Source organism: Longispora sp. NPDC051575 (assembly GCF_040681875.1).
GTDB lineage: Bacteria > Actinomycetota > Actinomycetes > Mycobacteriales > Micromonosporaceae > Longispora.
The window spans coordinates 137125-156845 of sequence record NZ_JBFAZP010000011.1; the positions used below are offsets into that span (position 1 = coordinate 137125).

General features: G+C 71.1%; 17 protein-coding genes, 1 tRNA gene and 1 pseudogene. 1 reads left to right on the plus strand and 18 read right to left on the minus strand.

Annotated features, from left to right (window positions below; genetic code table 11):
- Window positions 1-11: 11 nt before the first annotated feature.
- The 8 genes from AB0M43_RS31650 to AB0M43_RS31685 all read right to left on the minus strand — a co-directional run bounded on the left by AB0M43_RS31650 (window position 12) and on the right by AB0M43_RS31685 (window position 10019).
- The gene (locus AB0M43_RS31650; RefSeq protein ID WP_363729508.1) at window positions 12-2549 is read right to left on the minus strand and encodes a sensor domain-containing phosphodiesterase; all 2538 of its coding nucleotides are present in this window, start codon (window positions 2547-2549) and stop codon (window positions 12-14) included.
- 50 nt (window positions 2550-2599) lie between these two features.
- Window positions 2600-2767 carry a hypothetical protein gene (locus AB0M43_RS31655; protein WP_363729510.1) on the minus strand — a complete coding sequence of 56 codons (168 nt, stop codon included), beginning with the start codon at window positions 2765-2767 and terminating at the stop codon, window positions 2600-2602.
- A gap of 185 nt (window positions 2768-2952) precedes the next feature.
- Window positions 2953-3468 (minus strand): TetR/AcrR family transcriptional regulator, encoded by a 516-nt coding sequence (locus tag AB0M43_RS31660; protein ID WP_363729512.1) that lies wholly within the window; start codon window positions 3466-3468, stop codon window positions 2953-2955.
- A gap of 95 nt (window positions 3469-3563) precedes the next feature.
- Complete coding sequence (locus AB0M43_RS31665) at window positions 3564-5126, minus strand: MFS transporter (RefSeq protein ID WP_363729514.1); 1563 nt, start codon at window positions 5124-5126, stop codon at window positions 3564-3566.
- A 108-nt stretch (window positions 5127-5234) separates the two neighbouring features.
- Window positions 5235-8522: a BTAD domain-containing putative transcriptional regulator gene (locus AB0M43_RS31670; RefSeq protein ID WP_363729516.1), complete on the minus strand. Its 3288-nt coding sequence runs from the start codon at window positions 8520-8522 to the stop codon at window positions 5235-5237.
- A gap of 58 nt (window positions 8523-8580) precedes the next feature.
- The gene (locus AB0M43_RS31675) at window positions 8581-8880 is read right to left on the minus strand and encodes a hypothetical protein (protein WP_363729519.1); all 300 of its coding nucleotides are present in this window, start codon (window positions 8878-8880) and stop codon (window positions 8581-8583) included.
- A gap of 286 nt (window positions 8881-9166) precedes the next feature.
- Window positions 9167-9649: an SSI family serine proteinase inhibitor gene (locus AB0M43_RS31680; protein ID WP_363729522.1), complete on the minus strand. Its 483-nt coding sequence runs from the start codon at window positions 9647-9649 to the stop codon at window positions 9167-9169.
- 289 nt (window positions 9650-9938) lie between these two features.
- Window positions 9939-10019: transfer RNA gene (locus AB0M43_RS31685), tRNA-Tyr, on the minus strand.
- Window positions 10020-10145: 126 nt separating this feature from the next.
- On the opposite strand from AB0M43_RS31685, the gene AB0M43_RS31690 reads away from it, so the two are divergent.
- A complete protein-coding gene (locus AB0M43_RS31690; RefSeq protein ID WP_363729525.1) occupies window positions 10146-10637 on the plus strand; it encodes a YajQ family cyclic di-GMP-binding protein in 492 nt (163 codons plus the stop codon).
- 46 nt (window positions 10638-10683) lie between these two features.
- Here the strand turns inward: AB0M43_RS31690 and htpX are convergent.
- The 10 genes and pseudogenes from htpX to AB0M43_RS31740 all read right to left on the minus strand — a co-directional run bounded on the left by htpX (window position 10684) and on the right by AB0M43_RS31740 (window position 19680).
- Window positions 10684-11546 (minus strand): annotated as a pseudogene (gene htpX / locus AB0M43_RS31695) (zinc metalloprotease HtpX).
- A 41-nt stretch (window positions 11547-11587) separates the two neighbouring features.
- The gene (locus AB0M43_RS31700; RefSeq protein WP_363729528.1) at window positions 11588-12973 is read right to left on the minus strand and encodes an NADH-quinone oxidoreductase subunit N; all 1386 of its coding nucleotides are present in this window, start codon (window positions 12971-12973) and stop codon (window positions 11588-11590) included.
- Window positions 12970-14370: an NADH-quinone oxidoreductase subunit M gene (locus AB0M43_RS31705; RefSeq protein WP_363729531.1), complete on the minus strand. Its 1401-nt coding sequence runs from the start codon at window positions 14368-14370 to the stop codon at window positions 12970-12972. Before AB0M43_RS31705 ends, AB0M43_RS31700 begins: the two co-directional genes overlap by 4 nt.
- Window positions 14367-16166, minus strand: coding sequence for an NADH-quinone oxidoreductase subunit L (locus AB0M43_RS31710; RefSeq protein ID WP_363729533.1), 1800 nt, complete (start codon window positions 16164-16166; stop codon window positions 14367-14369). Before AB0M43_RS31710 ends, AB0M43_RS31705 begins: the two co-directional genes overlap by 4 nt.
- Window positions 16163-16516 (minus strand): NADH-quinone oxidoreductase subunit NuoK, encoded by a 354-nt coding sequence (gene nuoK, locus AB0M43_RS31715; protein ID WP_363729535.1) that lies wholly within the window; start codon window positions 16514-16516, stop codon window positions 16163-16165. The genes AB0M43_RS31710 and nuoK overlap by 4 nt, the downstream gene beginning before the upstream one ends.
- Complete coding sequence (locus tag AB0M43_RS31720) at window positions 16516-17043, minus strand: NADH-quinone oxidoreductase subunit J (RefSeq protein WP_363729537.1); 528 nt, start codon at window positions 17041-17043, stop codon at window positions 16516-16518. The genes nuoK and AB0M43_RS31720 overlap by 1 nt, the downstream gene beginning before the upstream one ends.
- Entirely contained in the window at window positions 17040-17492 is a 453-nt protein-coding gene (locus AB0M43_RS31725) for a 4Fe-4S binding protein (protein ID WP_363729886.1), read from the minus strand. The genes AB0M43_RS31720 and AB0M43_RS31725 overlap by 4 nt, the downstream gene beginning before the upstream one ends.
- A 40-nt stretch (window positions 17493-17532) precedes the next feature.
- Window positions 17533-18501, minus strand: coding sequence for a complex I subunit 1 family protein (locus AB0M43_RS31730; RefSeq protein WP_363729540.1), 969 nt, complete (start codon window positions 18499-18501; stop codon window positions 17533-17535).
- Window positions 18483-19046 (minus strand): NADH-quinone oxidoreductase subunit C, encoded by a 564-nt coding sequence (locus AB0M43_RS31735; protein ID WP_363729543.1) that lies wholly within the window; start codon window positions 19044-19046, stop codon window positions 18483-18485. Before AB0M43_RS31735 ends, AB0M43_RS31730 begins: the two co-directional genes overlap by 19 nt.
- Window positions 19047-19074: 28 nt before the next feature.
- Entirely contained in the window at window positions 19075-19680 is a 606-nt protein-coding gene (locus AB0M43_RS31740; protein WP_363729545.1) for a DUF4352 domain-containing protein, read from the minus strand.
- Between the last annotated feature and the right edge of the window lie 41 nt (window positions 19681-19721).

Here is a 19721-nt window from a genome sequence, read left to right on the forward strand (position 1 = left end):
GCAAAACGGGGTCAGGGGACGGCCCTGAGGCGCCGTACGGAGCCTCCGACGCCCACTTCCTCGGTCACAGTCTGTGCGGCGAACCAGGTCTCCAGGCGCTCGTACGGCAGGGCGCGGCTGAAGAAGAAACCCTGGCCGATGTCGCAGCCCATCTCCTCCAGCAGGGCCAGCGTGAGCTCGCTCTCGACACCCTCCGCGACGACGCTCAGCCCGAAGTGCCGGCTCAGGTCGACCACGGCGCGGACGATCGCCAGGTCCCCCGGATCGGTCGCCATGCCCTGGACGAACATCCGGTCGACCTTCACCTCGTGCACGGGCAGCCGGCGGAGGTAGGAGAGAGAGGAGTAGCCGGTGCCGAAGTCGTCCACCGACAACCGGACACCCAGGTCGTGCAGGCGGTGCAGGGTCGGCATCGGGCGGTCGGGGCCGGCGACCATGCCGTCCTCGGTGATCTCCAGCGTGAGCCGCTCGGCCGGCACCCCGTACTCGGCGAGGAGTTCGCCGACCTGACTCGGGAAGTCCGGGTCGACCAGGGTGCGGGGTGAGAGGTTCACCGCGACGCTCAGCGGGCGGCCCTCGTCGGCCCACTCCCGGCAGCGGCGCAGTCCCTCGCGGAGCACCACCTCGGTGAGCCGGCCCAGCTGACCGGTGTGCTCGGCGACCGCGATGAAGTCCTGCGGGCTCACCGAGCCGTGCACCGGGTGCTCCCAGCGGGACAGGCACTCCACGCCCACCAGGCGGCGGTCGGAGAGGGCGACCTTCGGCTGGAAGTACACCTCGAGTTCTCCCGCGTCCAGCGCGCGCCTCAGGTCGCCGGCGAGGCCGATCCGCCGGGTCGAACCGGACTCCAGGGCCAGGTGGAACTGCTGGATGTGCGAGTTGGTCTGTTTGGCGGCGTGCACGGCCAGATCCGCGCGGCGCAGCAGCACCTCGGGTTCGCTGCCGTGCTCCGGGTGCAGGGCCAGGCCGACCGCGGTGTCCACGTCCAGGTTCAGGGTGCCGAGCCGCATCGGTTCCTGGAGCGCGGCCCGGAGCTTGCCGGCCAGTTCGACGGCCTCGGCGGCGCTCTCCGCCCGCAGCGTGACGGCGAACTTGTCGCCGCCGACCCGGGCGACCAGCGCGGCCGGGGGCGCCAGGTCCCGCAGCCGCTGGGAGACCTCGGCGAGGAGCTTGTCGCCGGCCTGGTGGCCCATCGACTCGTTGACGTCGCGCATGCCGTCCACATCGAACAGCAGCACGGCGACCACGTCGGGGGCGCTGACCTTGACGGCCTCCTCCAGCATCGCGGTCATCCGGCGGCGGTTCGGCAGGCCGGTGAGGCTGTCGTGGTAGGCGTCGAAGCGGAGCCGGTCGACGAGGCGGGAGTTCTCGACGGCTACGGCGACGTGCGCGGCGAGCGTCTCCAGCAGCCGCACCTCGTGCGGCTCGAACGTGACCATGCCACCGATCCGGTTGACGACCTCGATCGTCCCGATCACGGCCGTCCCGGACCTCAGCGGGACGACGATGGCGTCCTTCCGACCGTGCTCCGTGAGCTGCGCCCGCAGGGCCGGATCCCCGACCTTGGGACCCACCACGATCGTCTGGTCCCCCGCCACCGCCTTGTTGCGCAGGGCGTTGGGTGTGACCGGTCGGTCGCCCAGGCCCTTGTCGTCGATCCGGGCGGTGAGCAGAACCTCGGGATGCCGCCGGCTCTCCGGCAGCCACAACGTCGCGTACTCGGCGCTCAGCAGCTTTCTCGCCCGGACGAGCAGCACGTCGGCGAGGTTGCCGGCCTCGCGCGCCTGCGCCGCGGCCTGGGTGAAGTCGTAGAGCTCGGTCAGGCTCCGGTGCTGCTGGAGGAACCTCTGGTAGGCCCGGTAGCCGAACCCCACGAGCACCGCCAGCACCGCGAGGCATACCGTGGCCCAGAGCGACGCCCGCAGCGCGAACAGTGCGAGTAGACCCAGCATCGAGTTGACCAGGCACACCGCGGAACTCTGGGTCAGGCTGCGCAGGAACTGCCCGTTGCCCATCCAGCCCTGCACGACGGTCAGGATGGCCGCGAGCGCGACGATGCTCACCAGGTTGCCGGCCTCGGTGGCGAGGACCAACGGAATCCAGGTCAACGGATCGCCCATGTTGGACACACCGGCCGGCAACGCCATGAAGAGCGAAAGCGTCAATGCCGATACTGCGGTACTCGCGCCCCGGACGGCGATGTTGAACAACGCCTTGACCGGCGAGAAAAGAATAAAGTGCGAAATTGCGGCAGCGGCTACCCGGGCGATGATGACCCATGCCGGAGGTAGATAGACGAGAGCCAGCAACAGGGGAATCTCGACGGCGGTGTTCGAGTACGTCTGCTGCTGGACCTCAACGTGGATCAGCGTGCGCTCAGCGGCGAGGAACAACAGGAAGAAAAGCCCGACGACGATCGCCTTGGCTTCGTACGTTGAGGTCAGCGCAACCGGAATGATGAGCGCAACGGCACACAAAGCGACCACGACGGTCGCCAGCCAGGCCTTGGCCTGTGCGCCGAGGACACGCGTCGATTCCGCGGCGGGCATACCGTCGTAGCCTTATTGACTTTCGTGGTTCATGCCCACGTCAGTCATGATCAGCTCCAAATGACGTCGCCGTCGGTCGCCGCGCCAGCCACGCTGTGCGACGTGGACGCGACACCGGCAGCGGACTGCACCGCAGCCAGCCCCAGCACGGCAACGCCGGCGCAGACCGCGCCGAGCAGGATCGCGGCGAGCCTTCGCCGGACCTTGAAAGTGTTCATCACTAGCACCTCGAGACCGGCCTATGGACAGGTAGTTGCGGTCCATCCTGCCACACCCTTGAGCGGACACGGAAGTACGAAACGGCGTGATCACACAGCCGAACGGTCAGAGGCAAGTAAGTAGCGATCAGGCTACGCCACTCTGCGCAGTTGCGGCAGGTCATTGCCCGTTTTATCCAGAAAAACTAGCAAGCGATACCCCGCAGAACGTTGTCAACTACGCGTTCCGCCAGGTGATCCGTGCCCACATTTGGGGCATTGCCAATCAAAGTCATGAACATGGGCCCCGACAACAGTATGAGCGCGAGCTCGACATCGATATCGGAACGTAATTCACCGGTGACTATCCCCCGCCGAAGTACGTCGCGGATCACATCCCGGCGGTGGTCCATGAACTTGATGAACTGGGTCCGGAGCGGCCCCTGGCGCTGCAACTCGGGAATCAGGCACGGCATGATCCGGCCCGCCCGGCTGTCCCGGGCCTCCCACGACTGCTGCATGAGCGCGATGAGATCGTCGCGCACGCTCTCGCCGGGCGGCACGTCCAACGGCTGCTTGAGGGTCGCGATCGCGTCGAGGATCAGGGCTTCCTTGTGCGGCCAGCGCCGGTACACCGTGGCCTTGCCGACCCCGGCCCGGGAGGCGACCGCCTCCATGGACAACGCCTCGACCGTGGTGCCCTCCGCGAGGAACTCCAGCACCGCGTCGATGATCGCTTCGTCCGCGCGGGCACTCCGGGGCCGCCCTGGCGGCCTCGGAGTGCTCTGCGTAGTCGTCTCAGACATCGTGCGTCAGATTAGCGGACATCGACAAGCTGCGGTTCTTCCGCCTCGACCCGCACCGGAGCCGGCTTCCCCGGCAGCCAGCGCAGTACGGCCAGGGCGCCCAGGAGGGCCACGCTCGCGGCGATCGCGGCCACCCAGTGCATCGCGTGCACGAAGGACTCGTTCGCCGACGGGATCAGCGAGTTGCCGGCCGGCCCGATCTTGGCCGCGACCGCGTACGTCGCCGCGATCGACTCCGATGCCACATGGCGGACGTTCTCCGGAAAGGCGACGAGGTGGCTCGCCATCTGGTCCCGGTACACCTGGGAGAGCAGCGAACCGAGGACCGCGACGCCCAGCGCGCCACCGACCTGGCGGATCGTGTTGTTCACCGCCGAGCCGACGCCGGCCTTCTCCCGGGGCAGGGACGCCATCACGGCCTCCGTGGTCGGCGGGATGACGTTGGCCATGCCGGCGCCCTGGATGAAGAAGACGGTGCACAGTACCCAGATGGGGGTGTTCTCATCGATGACGAAGACGAACGCGCTCAGCGCGACGGCCACCAGCGCCATGCCGACCGCGCAGACCGCCTTCGCCCCGAACCTCTTCACCAGGCCGGCGCTCTGCGGCGCGAAGATCAGCTGCGCGCCGGCGAACGGCAGGAACAGCAGGCCGGTCTCCAGCGGGCTGTAGCCGCGCACCATCTGCAGGTAGAACGCGCCGAAGAACATGACGCCCATCGCCGCGAAGAACGCGAGGCCGACCGCCGCGACGGCCGCCGAGAAGCGCGGGTCGCGGAACAGCTTGACGTCGAGGGCCGGGTGGTCGATGCGCCGCTCGTAGAGGACGAAGGCCGCCAGGATCACGACGCCCGCCGCGATCGAGCCCCACACCTCCAACTGGCCCCAGTCGCCCGAGTCGCCGCCGGTGATGATGCCGTACACGAAGAGGGTCAGGCCGACGATCGAGAGCAGTACCCCCGTGACGTCGATCTTTCCGGGTTTCGGGTCTCTCGACTCCGGGACCAGGAGCAGCACCGCGGCGACGCCGACGATGATGATCGGCACGTTGATCAGGAAGACCGAGCCCCACCAGAAGTGCTCCAGCAGCGCGCCGCCGACGACCGGGCCGATCGCCACGGCCAGGCCGACGGAACCCGCCCAGACGCCGATCGCCTTCGCCCGCTCCCGGGGGTCGAACACGTTCGAGATGATCGAGAGGGTGGCCGGCATGATGGCCGCGCCGCCCAGGCCCATCAGGGCGCGGGCCGCGATCAGCTGGCCGGGGTCCTGCGCGTAGGCCGAGGCCAGCGAGGCGATGCCGAAGACGATCAGGCCGGCGACGAGCATCCGCTTCCGGCCGACGCGGTCACCGAGGACGCCGAAGGTGAAGAGCAGACCCGCAAACACGAGGGTGTACGAGTTGATCGCCCACTCCAGCTGGCTCTGGCTCGCGCCGAGTCCGGCATTCGGGTCGGCGATGGTCTTCATCGCCACGTTGAGGATGGTGTTGTCGAGTACGACGACGAGCAGGCTGACGACCAGCACGCCGAGGATCTTCCAGCGCTGCGGGTGGCCGGTTGTGGGTGCGTCCACGTGCACTCCAAGTTTAGATACGAGACTGTTCCGTAACCCTATGCTCAGCCTTTACGATACGGAACCGTTCTGTATCGTAGGTCACATCTCCACTGCTCAGTCAACTGATCAGGGTGCGGGTGGGATGCGGGTACGGCGGTCAGGCGTCGCGGGCCGGGCCGGTGGCGGGCACGCTTGAGCCGTGGGCCGCCGCGTGGAAGTCCGCGAACGCCGCGCTGAGGGTGGGCTCGGCGACCAGGGCGCGCGGGGCGGCGCCGATCGCGGTGAGGATGTCCGAGGCGGCGGTCCAGTGCCCCTGGTCGCCCGTGACCCGGCGAGCACGACCAGGCTGACCGCCTCGCCCGGCCGGTCGCCCATCCGGAGGTGACTGGCGAGAGCCGTCCGGGCCTGCGCGGCCGCTTGGACGGGTCGCCCCCGGGCTGAGTCCGCCTCGGCCCCCAGGTTCAGCGCGTGCGCCTCGAGCATGACGTACCCGCGCTGCCGGGTGCCGGCGAGCACGTCACCGAGGCCATCGAGGGCAGCCTCGACGAGACCTGCCCTGAGCAGGGTTTCCGCCCTGTCCAACAGACACCCGGCCCGAACCACGTTGATCTGCTCCCCGGCGAGGACAACCGCCTCGGCATGCAGTTCGAGGGCTTCGTCGTGGAACCCGAGAAGGCTGCGGGTCGTCGCGAGGGTGCTGAGTGTTCTCGCCTCGAAACGGGTGTGCCGGGACTCGCGTACCACTACGAGAGCAGCCTCGACGGTGCTCAGCGCCTCATCGTGTCGGCCGCACTCGTTGTGCACCCTCGCGATCCGCTCCTCCGCGACGCACACGGTCTCGACGCCGCCCCTCTCCCGAGCGAGCGCGGCTGCCTCGGCGAGAACCGCGAGCGCCGCCTCCGGCTCACCGAGCTTGCGGTGGATGTCACCCACTCCGGAGAGGAGGGAGGCCACGAGACTGGTGAATCCGGCGTCCCTGGCCATGGCCAGGCCGGCACTGGCCGCTTCGCCGGCCTCGCGCAGCCGGCCCAGGTGGTACAGCGAGGACGACATGTTGTGCAGAACTGACACGTGCTGGGTGGTGCTGGGATTCAGCCGCAGCACGCCTTCGAACGCCTCGACCGCAGCCTCCGCCTCCCCATCCAGATGCAGGATGTTGCCCAGGTTCATCAACTGGCTGGCTTCGTTCGCGGTGAGCCCGTGCTCGCGGCTCAGAAGGAGAGCCGCCCGCGCATGGTCGGCAGCATGCGAATAGCTGCCCGAGGTCGCGTGGGCGAGGCTGAGGCTGCCGTGCGCGGAGATCTGGGCGGCCGGTTCACCTGCGGTGTCGGCGGCGGCCAGGGCGGCTCCCGCGACGTCGAACCACTCCAGGAGGAGCTTCCGCAACCACAGGTAGCCGCGCAGGCTGTCGCTGATCAGCCATTTCCACTCCGGCCTGAGCCCGGCGGGAGGATCCAGTACGGCCGCGATCAGGGTGACCCGCTCGGCGTCCAACCAACTCAGGGCCTCCTCGTGGCTGTCGAATCCGCGCACAGCGCGGCCGAGGTCCGCCGGGAGGGGAAGACGGACCATGTGTGGAAGAACGAGTCCCGCTGCCGCGTGCGCGGCGTGCAGGTACCAGCGGTAGAAGCGCTCCACGGCCTCCGCGCTCCCGGCGGGAGGATGCTCACGGGCGTACTCGCGAACGAGGTCGTGCATTTCGAACCGACCGCCGCCGAGGGCGTCGACCAGGTGGGCGGCGACAAGCCTGTCCAGCGCCCGCGACACCTCGGCCGGGTCGGCGTCCGCCAGTTCGGCCGCGCTGTCCGCCGTGAAGCTGCCGCCCGGCACCAGACCCAGCAGGCAGAAGAGGCGGGCCGCGTCCGGGCTGAGGGACGCGTGGGACAGGCCGATCATCACCCGGACCGAGGACTGCGCGTCGCCCGGGACCTCCAGAACGCCGAGCCGGTCCCCGCGCAGCCGGTCGCAGAGCGCCGCGGTCGTGAGCTGCGGGTCGTCGGACAGGGCGGCGGCGGCGATCCGCAGGGCCAGCGGCAGGTACCCGCAGAGCTCGGCGAGGTCCGCCGCCGCGTCCGGATCCAGACCGATGCGTCCGGCACCCACGATCGGGACGAGCAGCGCCCGCGCCTCGGCGGCCGAGAGCACCCCCACGTCGACCCGGCGCGCGCCGTCGCGGGCCACGAGTCCACCGAGACGGTTACGGCTGGTGATCAGCGCGAGCGATCCCGACGTGCCGGGCAGCAGGGGCCGGACCTGTTCCGGGCTGTTGGCGTTGTCGAGGACGACCAGCACGTTCCGCCCGGCCAGCAGCGACCGGTACAGACCGGCCGCCTCCTCGACGTCCAGGGGAACCTTCTCCGGGGCGACCCCGAGCGCGCGCAGGAACCGGGCGAGCACCTCGGACGGGCGCAGCGGGGCCGCCGAGGAGTAGCCGTGCAGGTTCACGTAGAGCTGGCCGTCGGGGAAGCGTCCCTGGACCCGGTGCGCCCAGTGCACCGCGAGCGCCGTCTTGCCGACCCCGCCCGCCCCGGCGAGGGCCGTGATGACGACCGCCCCGGAGGGCGACACCTCGGAGAGTTGACCGTCGAGCCTGCGGACGTGCTCCTCCCGGCCGGTGAAGTCCGCGACGTCGGGGGGCAGTTGGGCGGGAACGACGTCCGACCGGCGCGCGGGCACGGCGAGTGTCGGGTCCGCGCGGACGATGCGGCGGTACAGGCTGGTCAGCTCGCGGCGCGGATCGAGGCCGAGCCGGTCGGCGAGGATGCCACGGGTCCGCTCGTAGGCGTCGAGGGCGTCCTGCCGGCGGCCGGCGCGGTACAGCGCCAGCATCCGGAGCTCGGCCAGCGACTCCCGGAGCGGATGCGTCCCGCCCAGGGTGTCGAGTTCGTCGACGATCAGCGCGTGCCGGCCCAGGTCGAGGTCCGCCGCCAGCCGGACCTCGGTCACCGCGAGCAGGGACTCGGCGCAGGGCCCGGCCAGGTGCTCGCGAACCCGCTCCGTGGCCACTGTGCCGAGGAGCGGGCCCCGGTACAGCGCGATCGCCGTGGCCGCCAGGGTCGAGCGCGCTGCCGGGTCGGTGGCCGCATGCGCCTGTTCGCACAGGGCCTGGAACCGGTGCACGTCGACCAGGGTCGGGTCGCCGTCCAGTACGTAGCCGGCGCTGCGGGTGGCGAGCCGGACCGGGGCGTCGGCCAGCGCCTTGCGGAGCCGGGAGACCGAGACGTGCAGCGACTGGCGGGCGCGCTCCGGTGGGGCGTCGCCCCAGAGCAGAGCGACGAGCTTCTCGACGGGTACCGGGGTGCCCAGGTGGACCAGCAGCACGCCCAGCAGGCAGCGGTCCATCCGGCGGAGGCCCAGGTCACGGGGGATGTCCCCGACGAGGACCTCCACTGCGCCGAGTACCCGGAACTCCATGATCCCGACCTTAGCCGGGGCGGGGCAACGTACCCGGCGAAGGGGTTCCGGGGTTGGGTCAGGCCGTGGCGTGCCGGAGCAGGTAGTCGATGAACGCGGCGCGGAGCAGGGGTTCGGCGTCGCCGTAGCCGCGACCGTCGCCCGAGAACTCCGACCACATGCCGATCGCCTCGTCCACGGACGTCACCACGGAACCGAGGGAACCGTCGACCTGTTCGTAGGCGTAGGCGTCCGGGGAGTGCTGCATCACGTCCACCAGGAACGCGAGGTCCTTGCGCTCCCGGGCCAGGTCGAAGGCCCGGTGCCGGAGTTCCTCGGTGGTCAGCTCGTCCAGGGCGGCGAAGCGGGCGTCAGTCATGGCTCCACGCTACGACGCGGAACGGCCGGGGTCGGCGTTTCGGCGCAGGGAGAGACACGGGCCACGGGGTGGGGCGTCCCGCGCCGGCTTCAGTGGCTTCTTCGGCGCGGGATGGGCGGCGCCGGATGGGCGGCGCGCCAAGCGCGGCGCGGGACGGGGCCGGCCCTGCCAGCGGGCCACGGGACGGGCGGGCAGGCCAGCGCGGCGCGGGACCGGTGGGCCGGCCGGTGGGGCGCGGCACGGGACCGGCGAGCCGGCCGGCGGGGCGCGGTGCTGCCAGGGGGCGTCAGAAGTCCAGGATGCCGTCGGTCTGGGTGATCGCGACGCACCGGTTGGAGTAGGTGGCCACGAAGTCGGTCAGCCCGCCGTGCCAGACACCGGCGACGTGCACCCGCACCGGCGAGTACTCCAGGGTGCAGCCTTCGTTGGTCGGCTGGAGCTTCAGGAAGTCCCCACCGGCCGCCGCGAGCTTCGCGCAGGCGTCCTCGGCGTTGGGGTGGGTGCCGCCGGCCGGAGCGCACGTCAGGGTGACCTCGGAGGCGGGCCCGCGCTGCGGGGTGACGGTGAGGACGAGAGCGGCGGCGTCCGAGCGGGTGAGGGCCGCCGGGGCGAACCGGGCCTCGGCGTCGGCCTGGACCGGGGCGGGCCGGGTCATGGCGTCGCCGTGGACCGACCGGGTCTCGGTGTCGGCCTGGGCCGGGACGGTGGGGGCGAGGACGACGCAGGCGGCGGCGAGGACGACGCAGCAGCGGGTGACCAGCGCGTTCACACGGGCTCCTTTTCGGGGATCCGTCGGCGGGGCGCGGGGCGCGCTGCGGCGGTCCGCGGACCCGTCCGTCAATATAGCCCCGCACCCGTCTAATGCGGTTATTTGGGGTTTCTGAGGCGTTTCCTGGCGACCCAGGGCCTGGATTGTGATCCAACTCACTCCCGTCGCGCGGGCGGGGATGGCGCGTCGGTGCCGTTTCGGCCCAGGCGGGCGCCCCGACCGGGCCTGGAGCACGAGAAAGGCCCCTCACCTGAGTTTCCCCAGGTCAGGGGCCTTTCCTTACACCGCGTGGCGGGTACAAGATTCGAACTTGTGTAGCTTACGCGACGGATTTACAGTCCGCTCCCATTGGCCGCTCGGGCAACCCGCCGGGGTGTTGCGGCCAACATCAGTGGCAGCGGAAGCAAGGATAGCCGTAACACCCGGGGGGTTCGCAACCGGGTACCGTCAGTGGGTTCCACCTTTGGTCGAGTACACGCAGATTTTGGGAGCTACGTTGGCTAATCCCTCCTTCGACATCGTCAGCAAGACCGACCAGCAGGAGGTCGACAACGCGGTCAACCAGACGGCCAAGGAGCTGTCGCAGCGTTTCGACTTCCGGGGCACGGGCGCGGAGATCACCAAGTCGGGTGAGGACGCGATCGCGCTGCAGGCCGAGACCGAGGACCGGGTCCTCGCCGCGCTGGAGGTCCTCAAGGAGAAGCTGATCAAGCGGAACATCTCGCTGAAGGCTCTCGACGCGGGCGAGGCGCGCTCGTCCGGCAAGATCTACAAGATCGACTGCAAGATCGTGCAGGGGATCGACCAGGAGAAGGCCAAGAAGATCACCAAGGCGATCCGGGACGAGGGCCCCAAGGGTGTCCAGGCCCAGATCCAGGGGGACCAGATCCGGGTCACGGGCAAGAAGCTCGACGATCTCCAGGAGACGATCGCGCTGCTCAAGGGGCAGGACTTCGACGTCGCCCTGCAGTTCACGAACTACCGCTAGACGGGTACCCGGGGCGCGGCGGGTTCGTCGCGCCCCGAGCCGGGGACTACACCCGGTAGCTCGTCCCGGACGCCATCGCCTCCAGGCGCGCGATCCGGTCCGCCATCGGCGGGTGCGTCGCGAACAGCTTCGTCAGTCCGCCGCCCCGGAACGGGTTGGCGATCATCAGGTGTGCCGTGCTCGCGAGCTGCGCGTCCTCGGCCAGCGGCATGGCCTTCGCCCCCGCGTCGATCTTCCGCAGCGCGCTGGCCAGCCCCAGCGGGTCCCCGGTGAGGCTGGCCCCGGAGGCGTCCGCCTGGTACTCCCGGCTCCGGCTGATCGCCAGCTGGACGAGCCCGGCGGCCACCGGCCCCAGGATCATCAGCAGCAGCACGCCCAGGATGCCCGGGCCGTCGTCGTCCTCGGAGCGCCCGAAGGGGATGAACCAGGCGAGGTTCGCGAGCATCGTGATGATGCCGGCGAGCCCGGCGGCGACGCTGGAGATCAGGATGTCGCGGTTGTAGACGTGGGAAATTCGTGGCCGATGACGGCGCGCAGCTCCCTGCGGTCCAGTACCCGCAGAATGCCCTCTGTGACGGCCACAGCGGCGTGTTCCGGGTTCCGCCCGGTCGCGAAGGCGTTGGGCTGCATGGTGGGGCTCACATAGAGCCTGGGCATGGGCTGGCGGGCCCGGTCGGCGAGCTCGCGGACCATCGAGTGGAGCTCGGGGACCTGTTCGGGGGTCACCGCGACGGCGCCCATCGCACGCAGGGCGAGCTTGTCGGAGAAGAAGTAGGTCGCGCCGTTGAGGGCGAGGGACAGCACCACGGCGATGAGCAGGCCGGTGCCGCCGCCGAGCCACGCGCCGACGAGCATGATCATGCCGGTGAGGAGTCCGAGGAGTACCGCTGTCTTCAGGCCGTTCCGCATGACTGGTGCAACAGCGGGTACCCCTCGGCGCTTCCGTGACGTCAGTAACCGACTGCGGAGAGTACCCATTGGGGGAGGAAGCCGACGACCAGCGCGAGGGCCGTGGCGATCGCGAGGGCGGCGGTGATCGGCCAGCGGATCGGGGTCGGGGCCTCGTCGGAGTCGGCGAACAGGGTCGCGCCGACCCGGACGTAGTAGGCCAGGGCCAGGACCGCGTTGAGCACCACGATGACGGCCAGCCAGGTCCAGTGCCCGTCGACGAGGGCCTGCACGACCGTGAACTTGGCGAACAGGCCGGCGAACCCGGGCGGCAGGCCCGCGAGGCCGGCCAGGGCGAGCACGAGGGCCCCGGCGAGCCACGGGGAGCGGCGGGCCAGGCCCCGGTAGTCGGCGATCCGGCCGCCGTCGCCGTCGTTGCGGGCCGCGATCACGACGCCGAAGGCCACGATCTCCATGATCACGAAGAAGAGGGTGTACGCGACGGCCGCCGGGCCCGACACGACCAGCGCGGCCAGCACGTAGCCGGCCTGGGCGATCGAGGACCAGGCGAGCAGCCGGACCATCCGGGTCTGGCGGAGCGCGCCCAGGTTGCCCACGGTCATGGTCGCCACGGCGAGGACGGCCAGGACGGCGCGGGTGGTGGGGCGCACGTCGAGCAGCGCGCCCGAGACCAGGAGCAGCGCGATGACGCCGCCCAGCTTCGAGGCCGTGGACAGGTACGCGGTGACGGGCAGCGGCGCGCCGTCGTACGTGGCCGGGGCCCAGCCGTGCAGCGGGACGGCTGCCACCTTGAACGCGAGCCCGGCGATCAGGAGCACCGCGCCCAGGGTGGCGACCGGGACGAGCTGGGCCGTCGGGGTGGCCTTGGCGAGCTGGTCCAGGTGCACCCCGCCGAAGGTGGCGTACACCAGGGCCGCGCCGAACAGGGCCACCGCCGTGGCGATCACCGAGACGACGAAGAGGGACAGGGCGCCCTCGGCGCTGCGGATGCCCCGGCGGAGCGCGACCAGCGCGTACAACGGAAGGGTCAGGGTCTCCAGGCCGACGATCAGGGTGATCAGGTCCCCCGCGGCGCCCAGGACCACGCCGCCGGTCATGGAGCAGGCGAGCAGGAACGAGTACTCCCCCGGCTCGGCCCGGGTCGTCGCCGACAGCACCAGCACGATGGCCGTGAGCGCCGCGAACGCCACGGCCACGACGGCGGCCTGCTTGTCGTAGACGTAGGAGCAGCCCTCGGGCAGGCAGAACGTGCGCCGGCCCTGCGGGGCGCGCACGGCGGCCACGATGACCGCCAGCGCGCCGAGCACGCCGAGGCTCAGCGAGACCGCGCGGCGGGGCGTGACCAGATCCGCGACGAACACCAGCACGGCGGTCCCGGCCGCCAGGTACGCCGGCAGCAGGATCGCGTGGTCAATCGACTGGATCATTTGGTGAACGCCTCCACCAGCGCGTCGACGGCCGGGCCGGTCACACCGGTCACCAGCAGGGGGGCGAGCCCGACCGCCACGGTCAGGACGACGAGCGGGGCCCAGGCGGCCAGCTCGTACCCGGCGGGGCCGGTCAGCTTGAGGGTCGAGGGGCCGTGGGTGACCTTGCGGAGCAGGCGCAGCAGGTACGCGGCGGCGAGCGCGCCACCGACGGCGGCCAGCACGGCGGCGAGCCACCAGCCGCGCTGGGCGGCCGCGATCACCGCGAACGCCTCGCCCCAGAAGCCGGCGAGCCCCGGCAGGCCGAGCGACGCCAGGGCCGCGAAGCCGAGCAGGCCGGCGAGCTGCGGGGAGCTCTCCCTCAGGCCGCCGAGCTCGGACAGCTCGCCCGTGTGGGTGCGGTCCTTGAGGGCGCCGACCAGGAAGAACAGCAGGCCCGTGATCAGGCCGTGCGCCAGGTTGCCGATCAGCGCGGCCTGGAGGCCGGTGGCGGTCATGGTGGCGATGCCGAGCAGGACGAAGCCCATGTGCCCGACGGAGGAGTACGCGATCAGGCGCTTGAGTTCCTTCTGCGCCAGGCAGATCAGGCCACCGATCAGGATCGCCCCGACGGCCAGCGCGGCGAGCACCGGCGCGGCCTCGCGCGCCCCGTCGGGGGCCACCGGGATCGCGACCCGGATCAGGCCGTACGTGCCGAGCTTCAGCAGGACGCCCGCCAGCAGCACGGAGCCCACGGTCGGGGCCTCGCTGTGCGCGTCGGGCAGCCAGGAGTGCAGCGGCCACAGGGGCGCCTTGACCGCGAAGCCGAGCGCGAGGAACACGAACGCGGCCAGGCTCGCCGTGCCGGCCGGCCTGGCGAGGTCGGCGGTCCCGGTCTGGTTGATGACGAGCACCACGCCGATCAGGAGCAGCATCGAGCCGAGCAGGGTGTACAGCACGAACTTGCGGGCCGCGTGCCGGCGCTTCGGGCCGCCCCAGCCGGCGATGATCGCGAACATCGGCAGCAGGACGACCTCGAACGCCACGAAGAACAGCACCAGGTCCAGGGCCACGAACACGCCGAGCAGGCCGACCTGCAACGCCAGGAGCAGACCGATCAGGCGGTTGTCCGGGGTCTTCCACAGCGAGTACAGGCAGCAGAGCAGGGTCAGCAGCGTGGTCAGCACGACCAGGGGCCACGAGATGCCGTCGATGCCGAGGTGGAAGCGCAGGTGCAGGGCCGGTACCCAGGCGCGGTCGAACTCGTACCAGTAGCCGGAGTCCGTCGAGTACAGCCGCAGGCTCAGTCCGAAGGTCAGCCCGGCCGCGCAGGTGGCGGCCAGCCGGCCGGTCCGCCCGGGCAGGAACGCGAGCAGCGCGCCCAGGGCCGGCAGTGCCAGCAGCGCGATCAGGATCATCGGAGCACCTCCGTGGCCAGCGCCGCGACGGCGATCAGCAGGACGCCGGCCAGGGCGGCCGTCGCGTACCGGGGCAGGCCCGGAGCGTTCAGCCGGTTGACCAGCCCGCCGAACCAGCGGGAGCCGGTGCCCACGCCCTCGACCGCGCCGTCGACCACCGTGGCGTCGAGGAAGCCGGTCACCCGGGCCAGCGCCTTCACCGGTCGGACGACCACGAGGTCCTGGACGGTGTCGAAGTAGAACGCGTTGGCGAACAGGGGCCGCAGCGGGCCCAGGTACCGGGCCGGGTCGGTGTGCGAGGCGCCGGCCGAGGCGGCGACCGCCCCGATCCCGGCGAGGAACAGCGCGACCAGGGTCATGGAGTTCAGGTCGAGCAGGTCCCCGCCCAGCTTCGGCCCGAGCCAGCCGCCGAGCGCCAGCAGGCCGAACAGGGCGGCCGGGACCGCCAGCACCAGCAGCGGCAGGCGCATCAGGGCCGGCGGGTCGTGCGGCTTGGCGGTGCCCCGGTAGTGGCCGAAGAAGGTGCGCAGCCAGAGCCGGGTCGAGTACCAGGCCGTCAGCATGACCGTGACCAGGCCGGCGATCAGGATCAGGCGCCCCTGCCAGCCGTGGGCGTGCTCGGCCTGGACCAGCACGTTCTCCTTGGACCAGAAGCCGCTGACCGGGGGGATCCCGACCAGGGCCGCGAGCCCGACGGTCATGGTCCAGAAGGTGACCGGCATCCGTTTGCGCAGGCCGCCGGCGTCCTCGATGGCGTTGGAGCCGATCGCGTGGATGACCGCGCCCGCGCACAGGAACAGCAGGGCCTTGAACCCGGCGTGGCTGAGCAGGTGGAACAGGGCGGCGGGCGGGGAGCCCACGGCCAGCGCGCCGGTCATGTAGCCGAGCTGGCTGACCGTCGACCAGGCCAGGACCTTCTTGATGTCGGTGGCGGCCATCGCGCAGCACGCGCCCCAGAGCATCGTGATCGCGGCGGCGACCGCGAGGACGGCCATCGCCGCGTCCGAGGCCCCGAACAGCGGGTACAGCCGGGCGACGACGTACACGCCGGCGGCGACCATCGTGGCCGCGTGGATCAGGGCGCTGATCGGGGTCGGGCCGGCCATCGCGTCGGGCAGCCAGGAGTGCAGCGGGAACTGGGCGCTCTTGCCGAACACGCCCGCGAGCAGCAGCAACGTGGCAGCGGTCAGGGTTCCGGTGCTGTAGTCGTAGGCGAGCACCTTGCCGATGTCCAGGGTCTCGGCGTTGACGGCGAGCACGGCGATGCCGAGCAGGAAGCCGACGTCGCCGACCCGGGTGACCAGGAACGCCTTCACGGCGGCGGCCGGGGCCTCCGGGAGCGAGCGGTCGTGGGCGATGAGCAGGTAGGAGCACGCGCCCATCACCTCCCAGCCGATCAGCAGGATCAGCAGGTCGTCGGCCACCACGACGGTGAGCATCGCGGCGGTGAAGAGGCTGATCTGGGCCGCGTAGGGCGCGTAGTTGCGGTCGGAGTGCAGGTAGGCGGCCGAGTAGACCTGGACGCACAGCGCGACCACCCCGACGGCGACCGCGACCAGGGCGGCCACCGGGCTGACGCTGACCCCGAGGGTGACGTCGAGCGCCCCGAACGAGGCGAGCCTGACGTGCCCGGCCACCGGGTCGCCGACCAGCAGCGCGATGGCGGCGCCGAGGGCGACCAGGGCACCGGCCGAGCCGATCAGGGCGGCGGGGCGGCGGGCGGGCGCGGGCAGGAAGAAGCCGATCAGGGCGGCCAGCAGCGGGGCCCCCGGGAGCAGCCAGGCGAGGCCCGTCATGACTTGTCCACAGGCTTGTCCACAAGGTTATCCACAGGGTTGTCCACAGCCGCGACGTCGTCCACAGCCACGTCGTCGAGCACGATCGCGCCCTTCAGCCGGAACAGCTGCAGAACGAGCGCCAGCCCGACCCCGATCTCGGCGGCGGCCAGCACGATCACGAACAGGGCGAACGTCTGCCCGGTGTACGCGCGCACCGTGGCGTCCGCCGTCACGAGCACCAGGTTGACCGCGTTGAGCATCAGCTCGACGGCCATCAGGACGAGGACGGCGTTGCGGCGGACGAGCACGCCGTACACGCCGATGCCGAACAGGAGGGCGGCGATCACGTACGGGATCACGGGGTGCATCAGTGCTTCGCCCCCTCACGGAGGCCGTGGCCGGACCCTCGGGTCGACCGGGACACGACGATCGCGCCGACCAGCGCGGCGAGCAGCAGCACGGACAGCACCTCGAACGGCAGCACCCAACCGGAGAAGATCTCCTGGCCGAGCTCGGCGGCCGTACCGGGGGCGGAGAGTTCGACCTTCGTCCACCGGTACCCGAAGATGAGGACCGCCGCCAGGCCGCCGCCCGCGCCGAGGCCGACCAGCGCCGCCGGGATCCGGGCCCGGTCCAGCTCGTCGCTCGGGCCGATCGGCGCGCGGGTCAGCATCGTGGCGAACAGCAGCAGCACGACGACCGCGCCGACGTAGATCAGCACCTGGACCCAGGCGACCAGCTCGGCGGTGAGCACCAGGTAGCAGCCGGCCATCGCGGCCAGGGCCACGACCAGCCACAACCCGGCGCGGACCAGGTGTCTCGTGGTGACCACCCGCAGGGCCGCGCCGATGGCCACGGCGCCCAGGGCGCACAGCAGGATGTCGGTGGTCGTCACTTCTTCTTCTCCGCCGCGGTCTGCTCCTTGGCGGGCTCGCCGTTCGGGTCGTGCGCGGTCGGGGCCGGCACGGTGGCCATCCACTGCCCGAGGTGGTCCTTCTCGTGCAGCAGGTTGCGGATGTCGCCCTCGGCGTACTCGAACTCCGGGGACCAGAACAGCGCGTCGAAGGGGCAGACCTCGATGCAGATCCCGCAGTACATGCACAGCGAGAAGTCGATCGCGAACCGGTCCAGCATGTTCTTCTGCCGGGGCCGCCCGCCGGGGACCTCCACCGTCTCCTTGTGCGAGTCGATGTAGATGCACCAGTCGGGGCACTCGCGCGCGCAGAGCATGCAGGAGGTGCAGTTCTCCTCCGCGAGGGCGATCACGCCCCGGGTGCGCGGCGGCAGCTCCGGCTGGGTGTCCGGGTACTGGTGCGTGTGCGCCGGCTTCAGCATCGTTTTCATCGTGACGGCGAGCCCCTGGAGCAGGCCCTTGCCGGGGATCTCAGACAACCCTCACCACCGCCGTCAGTACGAGCTGGGCCAGCGCGAGGGGGACGAGCCCCAGCCAGCACAGCTTCTGGATCTGGTCCTCGCGCAGCCGTGGATAGGCCACCCGCAGCCAGATGATCACGAACGCGACCGCCATCGTCTTGAGCAGCATCCAGGCCCAGCCCAGGTGCGCGTCGTCGAACGGGCCCTTCCAGCCGCCGAGGAACAGGACGGCGGTCAGGGCGGAGATGACGACGATGCCCACGTACTCGGCGAGCAGGAAGAACGCGAACCGCAGTCCGGTGTACTCGGTCATGTAGCCGAACACCAGCTCCGAGTCCGCGATCGGCGCGTCGAACGGGGGCCGGCGCAGCTCGGCGAGCCCGGCGACGAAGAAGATGACCAGGGCCGGGAGCTGCCAGAGGATCCACCAGGGCCGCCAGGCGACCACGATGCCGTTCAGCGACAGGGTGCCGGCGGCCATCGCGACGCTCGCGGCGGACAGGACGAGGGGCAGCTCGTAGCCGAGGAGCTGGGCGGCGGCGCGCAGGCCACCGAGGAGCGAGTACTTCGAGCCGCTCGACCAGGCCGCCATCAGGACCGCGACCACGCCCAGGCCCATCACGGCCAAGACGAAGAACAGCCCGATGTCGAGGCCCTGGGCGACCAGGCCGTCCGGGCCGAGCGGGATGACGAGCAGGATCAGCAGGTACGGCAGGAGGGCCATCACCGGCGCGAGGCGGAAGATCCGCTTGTCCGCCGCGTCGGGGACGATCTCCTCCTTCTGCACGAACTTGACGCCGTCGGCGATGAGCTGGGCCCAGCCGTGGAAGCCGCCCGCGTACATCGGGCCGAGCCGACCCTGCATGTGCGCCATGACCTTGTGTTCCATCTGGCCCACGATCAACGGCAGGGTCAGGAAGGCGACCAGTACGGCGGCGAGCCTGATCGCGATGTCGAGAATCACCGGCGGGGACCCCATTCCTCGGCCGTCGGCACGCCGGGCGGGCGCATGGGCGCGCGCTTGGCCGAGCCCTCGGCGCCCTCGCCGGGCTCCTTGGCGCCCGGCCACGGCTTGGCGACCCGGCTGGCCAGCACGAACTCCTTGCGCAGCGGCTGGCCCTCGAACTCGGGCGGCAGCAGCAGCGGGACCAGGTTGTCGTTGCCGGGGAACTCCACACCGAACATCTCGTGGGTCTCCCGCTCGTGCCACGCCGCGCCGGGGAACACGCCGGTCGCGCTGGGCACCGAGGGGGACTCGCGCGGGGTCAGGGTGCGGATCAGCAGGCCGAGTCTGTCCGGCACCGACCACAGGTGGGCCACGATCCGGAAGCCTTCGTCCAGTTCGTCCACGGCGCTGAGCCAGTCGAAGAAGGTGAGACCCTCGCCCCGGGCCGCCTCCAGTGTGCGCAGCCACCCGTCCACCGGCACGTCGAGGACCTGCCGGGACCAGTCGCCGCCACCGCTCACGCTGACCTCGCCGCCCACCCGTCCGGCGAGTCGGTTCGCAAGCTCCTCGGCTGTCATGTCCCAGATCCTAGGGGTCCGGGGCCGGTTAGTTGAGGGTGACCTTCGCACCCGGGGAGGATGGTGACTCGTGGAGCTCCAGGGAGACCAGCTTCGTGCGGCGGGCGACATCGAAGAGGAAGACCCCGGGCCGGTTCTCGCCGGGCGCGATGTCGGCCTTCCACGGGTCGTCGCGGCCGTTCTCGGCGGCCCCCGCGGCGACCACGGCCGGGTCCACGGGGTAGCGGACGCCGTCCGAGCCGACGGCGATCTGGTCGGGCAGCACGAGCTTGCGCTTCACGTCGCCGGTGTTGCGGACCACGACCCGCACGGCGCAGAACTCGCCCTTGGCCTCGATGCCGCCGATCCGCACGATCCCGCACCGGCCGGGGAGGACGGTGAACTCCAGCGCGCCGTCGCGGACCGGGGGCAGCGGCGTGCCCGGCGGCGGCCCGGGGGGCGGGCCGAACAGGAAGCCGGCGTTCTCCGTCTCGTAGGAGGCGGGCGGGGTGATCGGCGAGGTGTCGTCGCTGTCGCCCGGACCGCCGAGCACCCAGATCCCGAGGCCTGAGGCGACGAACGCTGTGAGGATGCCGCAGAGGAGGACGACGTAGCGCCAGTTCCTCGTCTCGGTCCGCTCACCCGGGGTGCTCATTGGTCCATTGAACAAGGTGAAGCTCCGGAGTGGCACCCGGC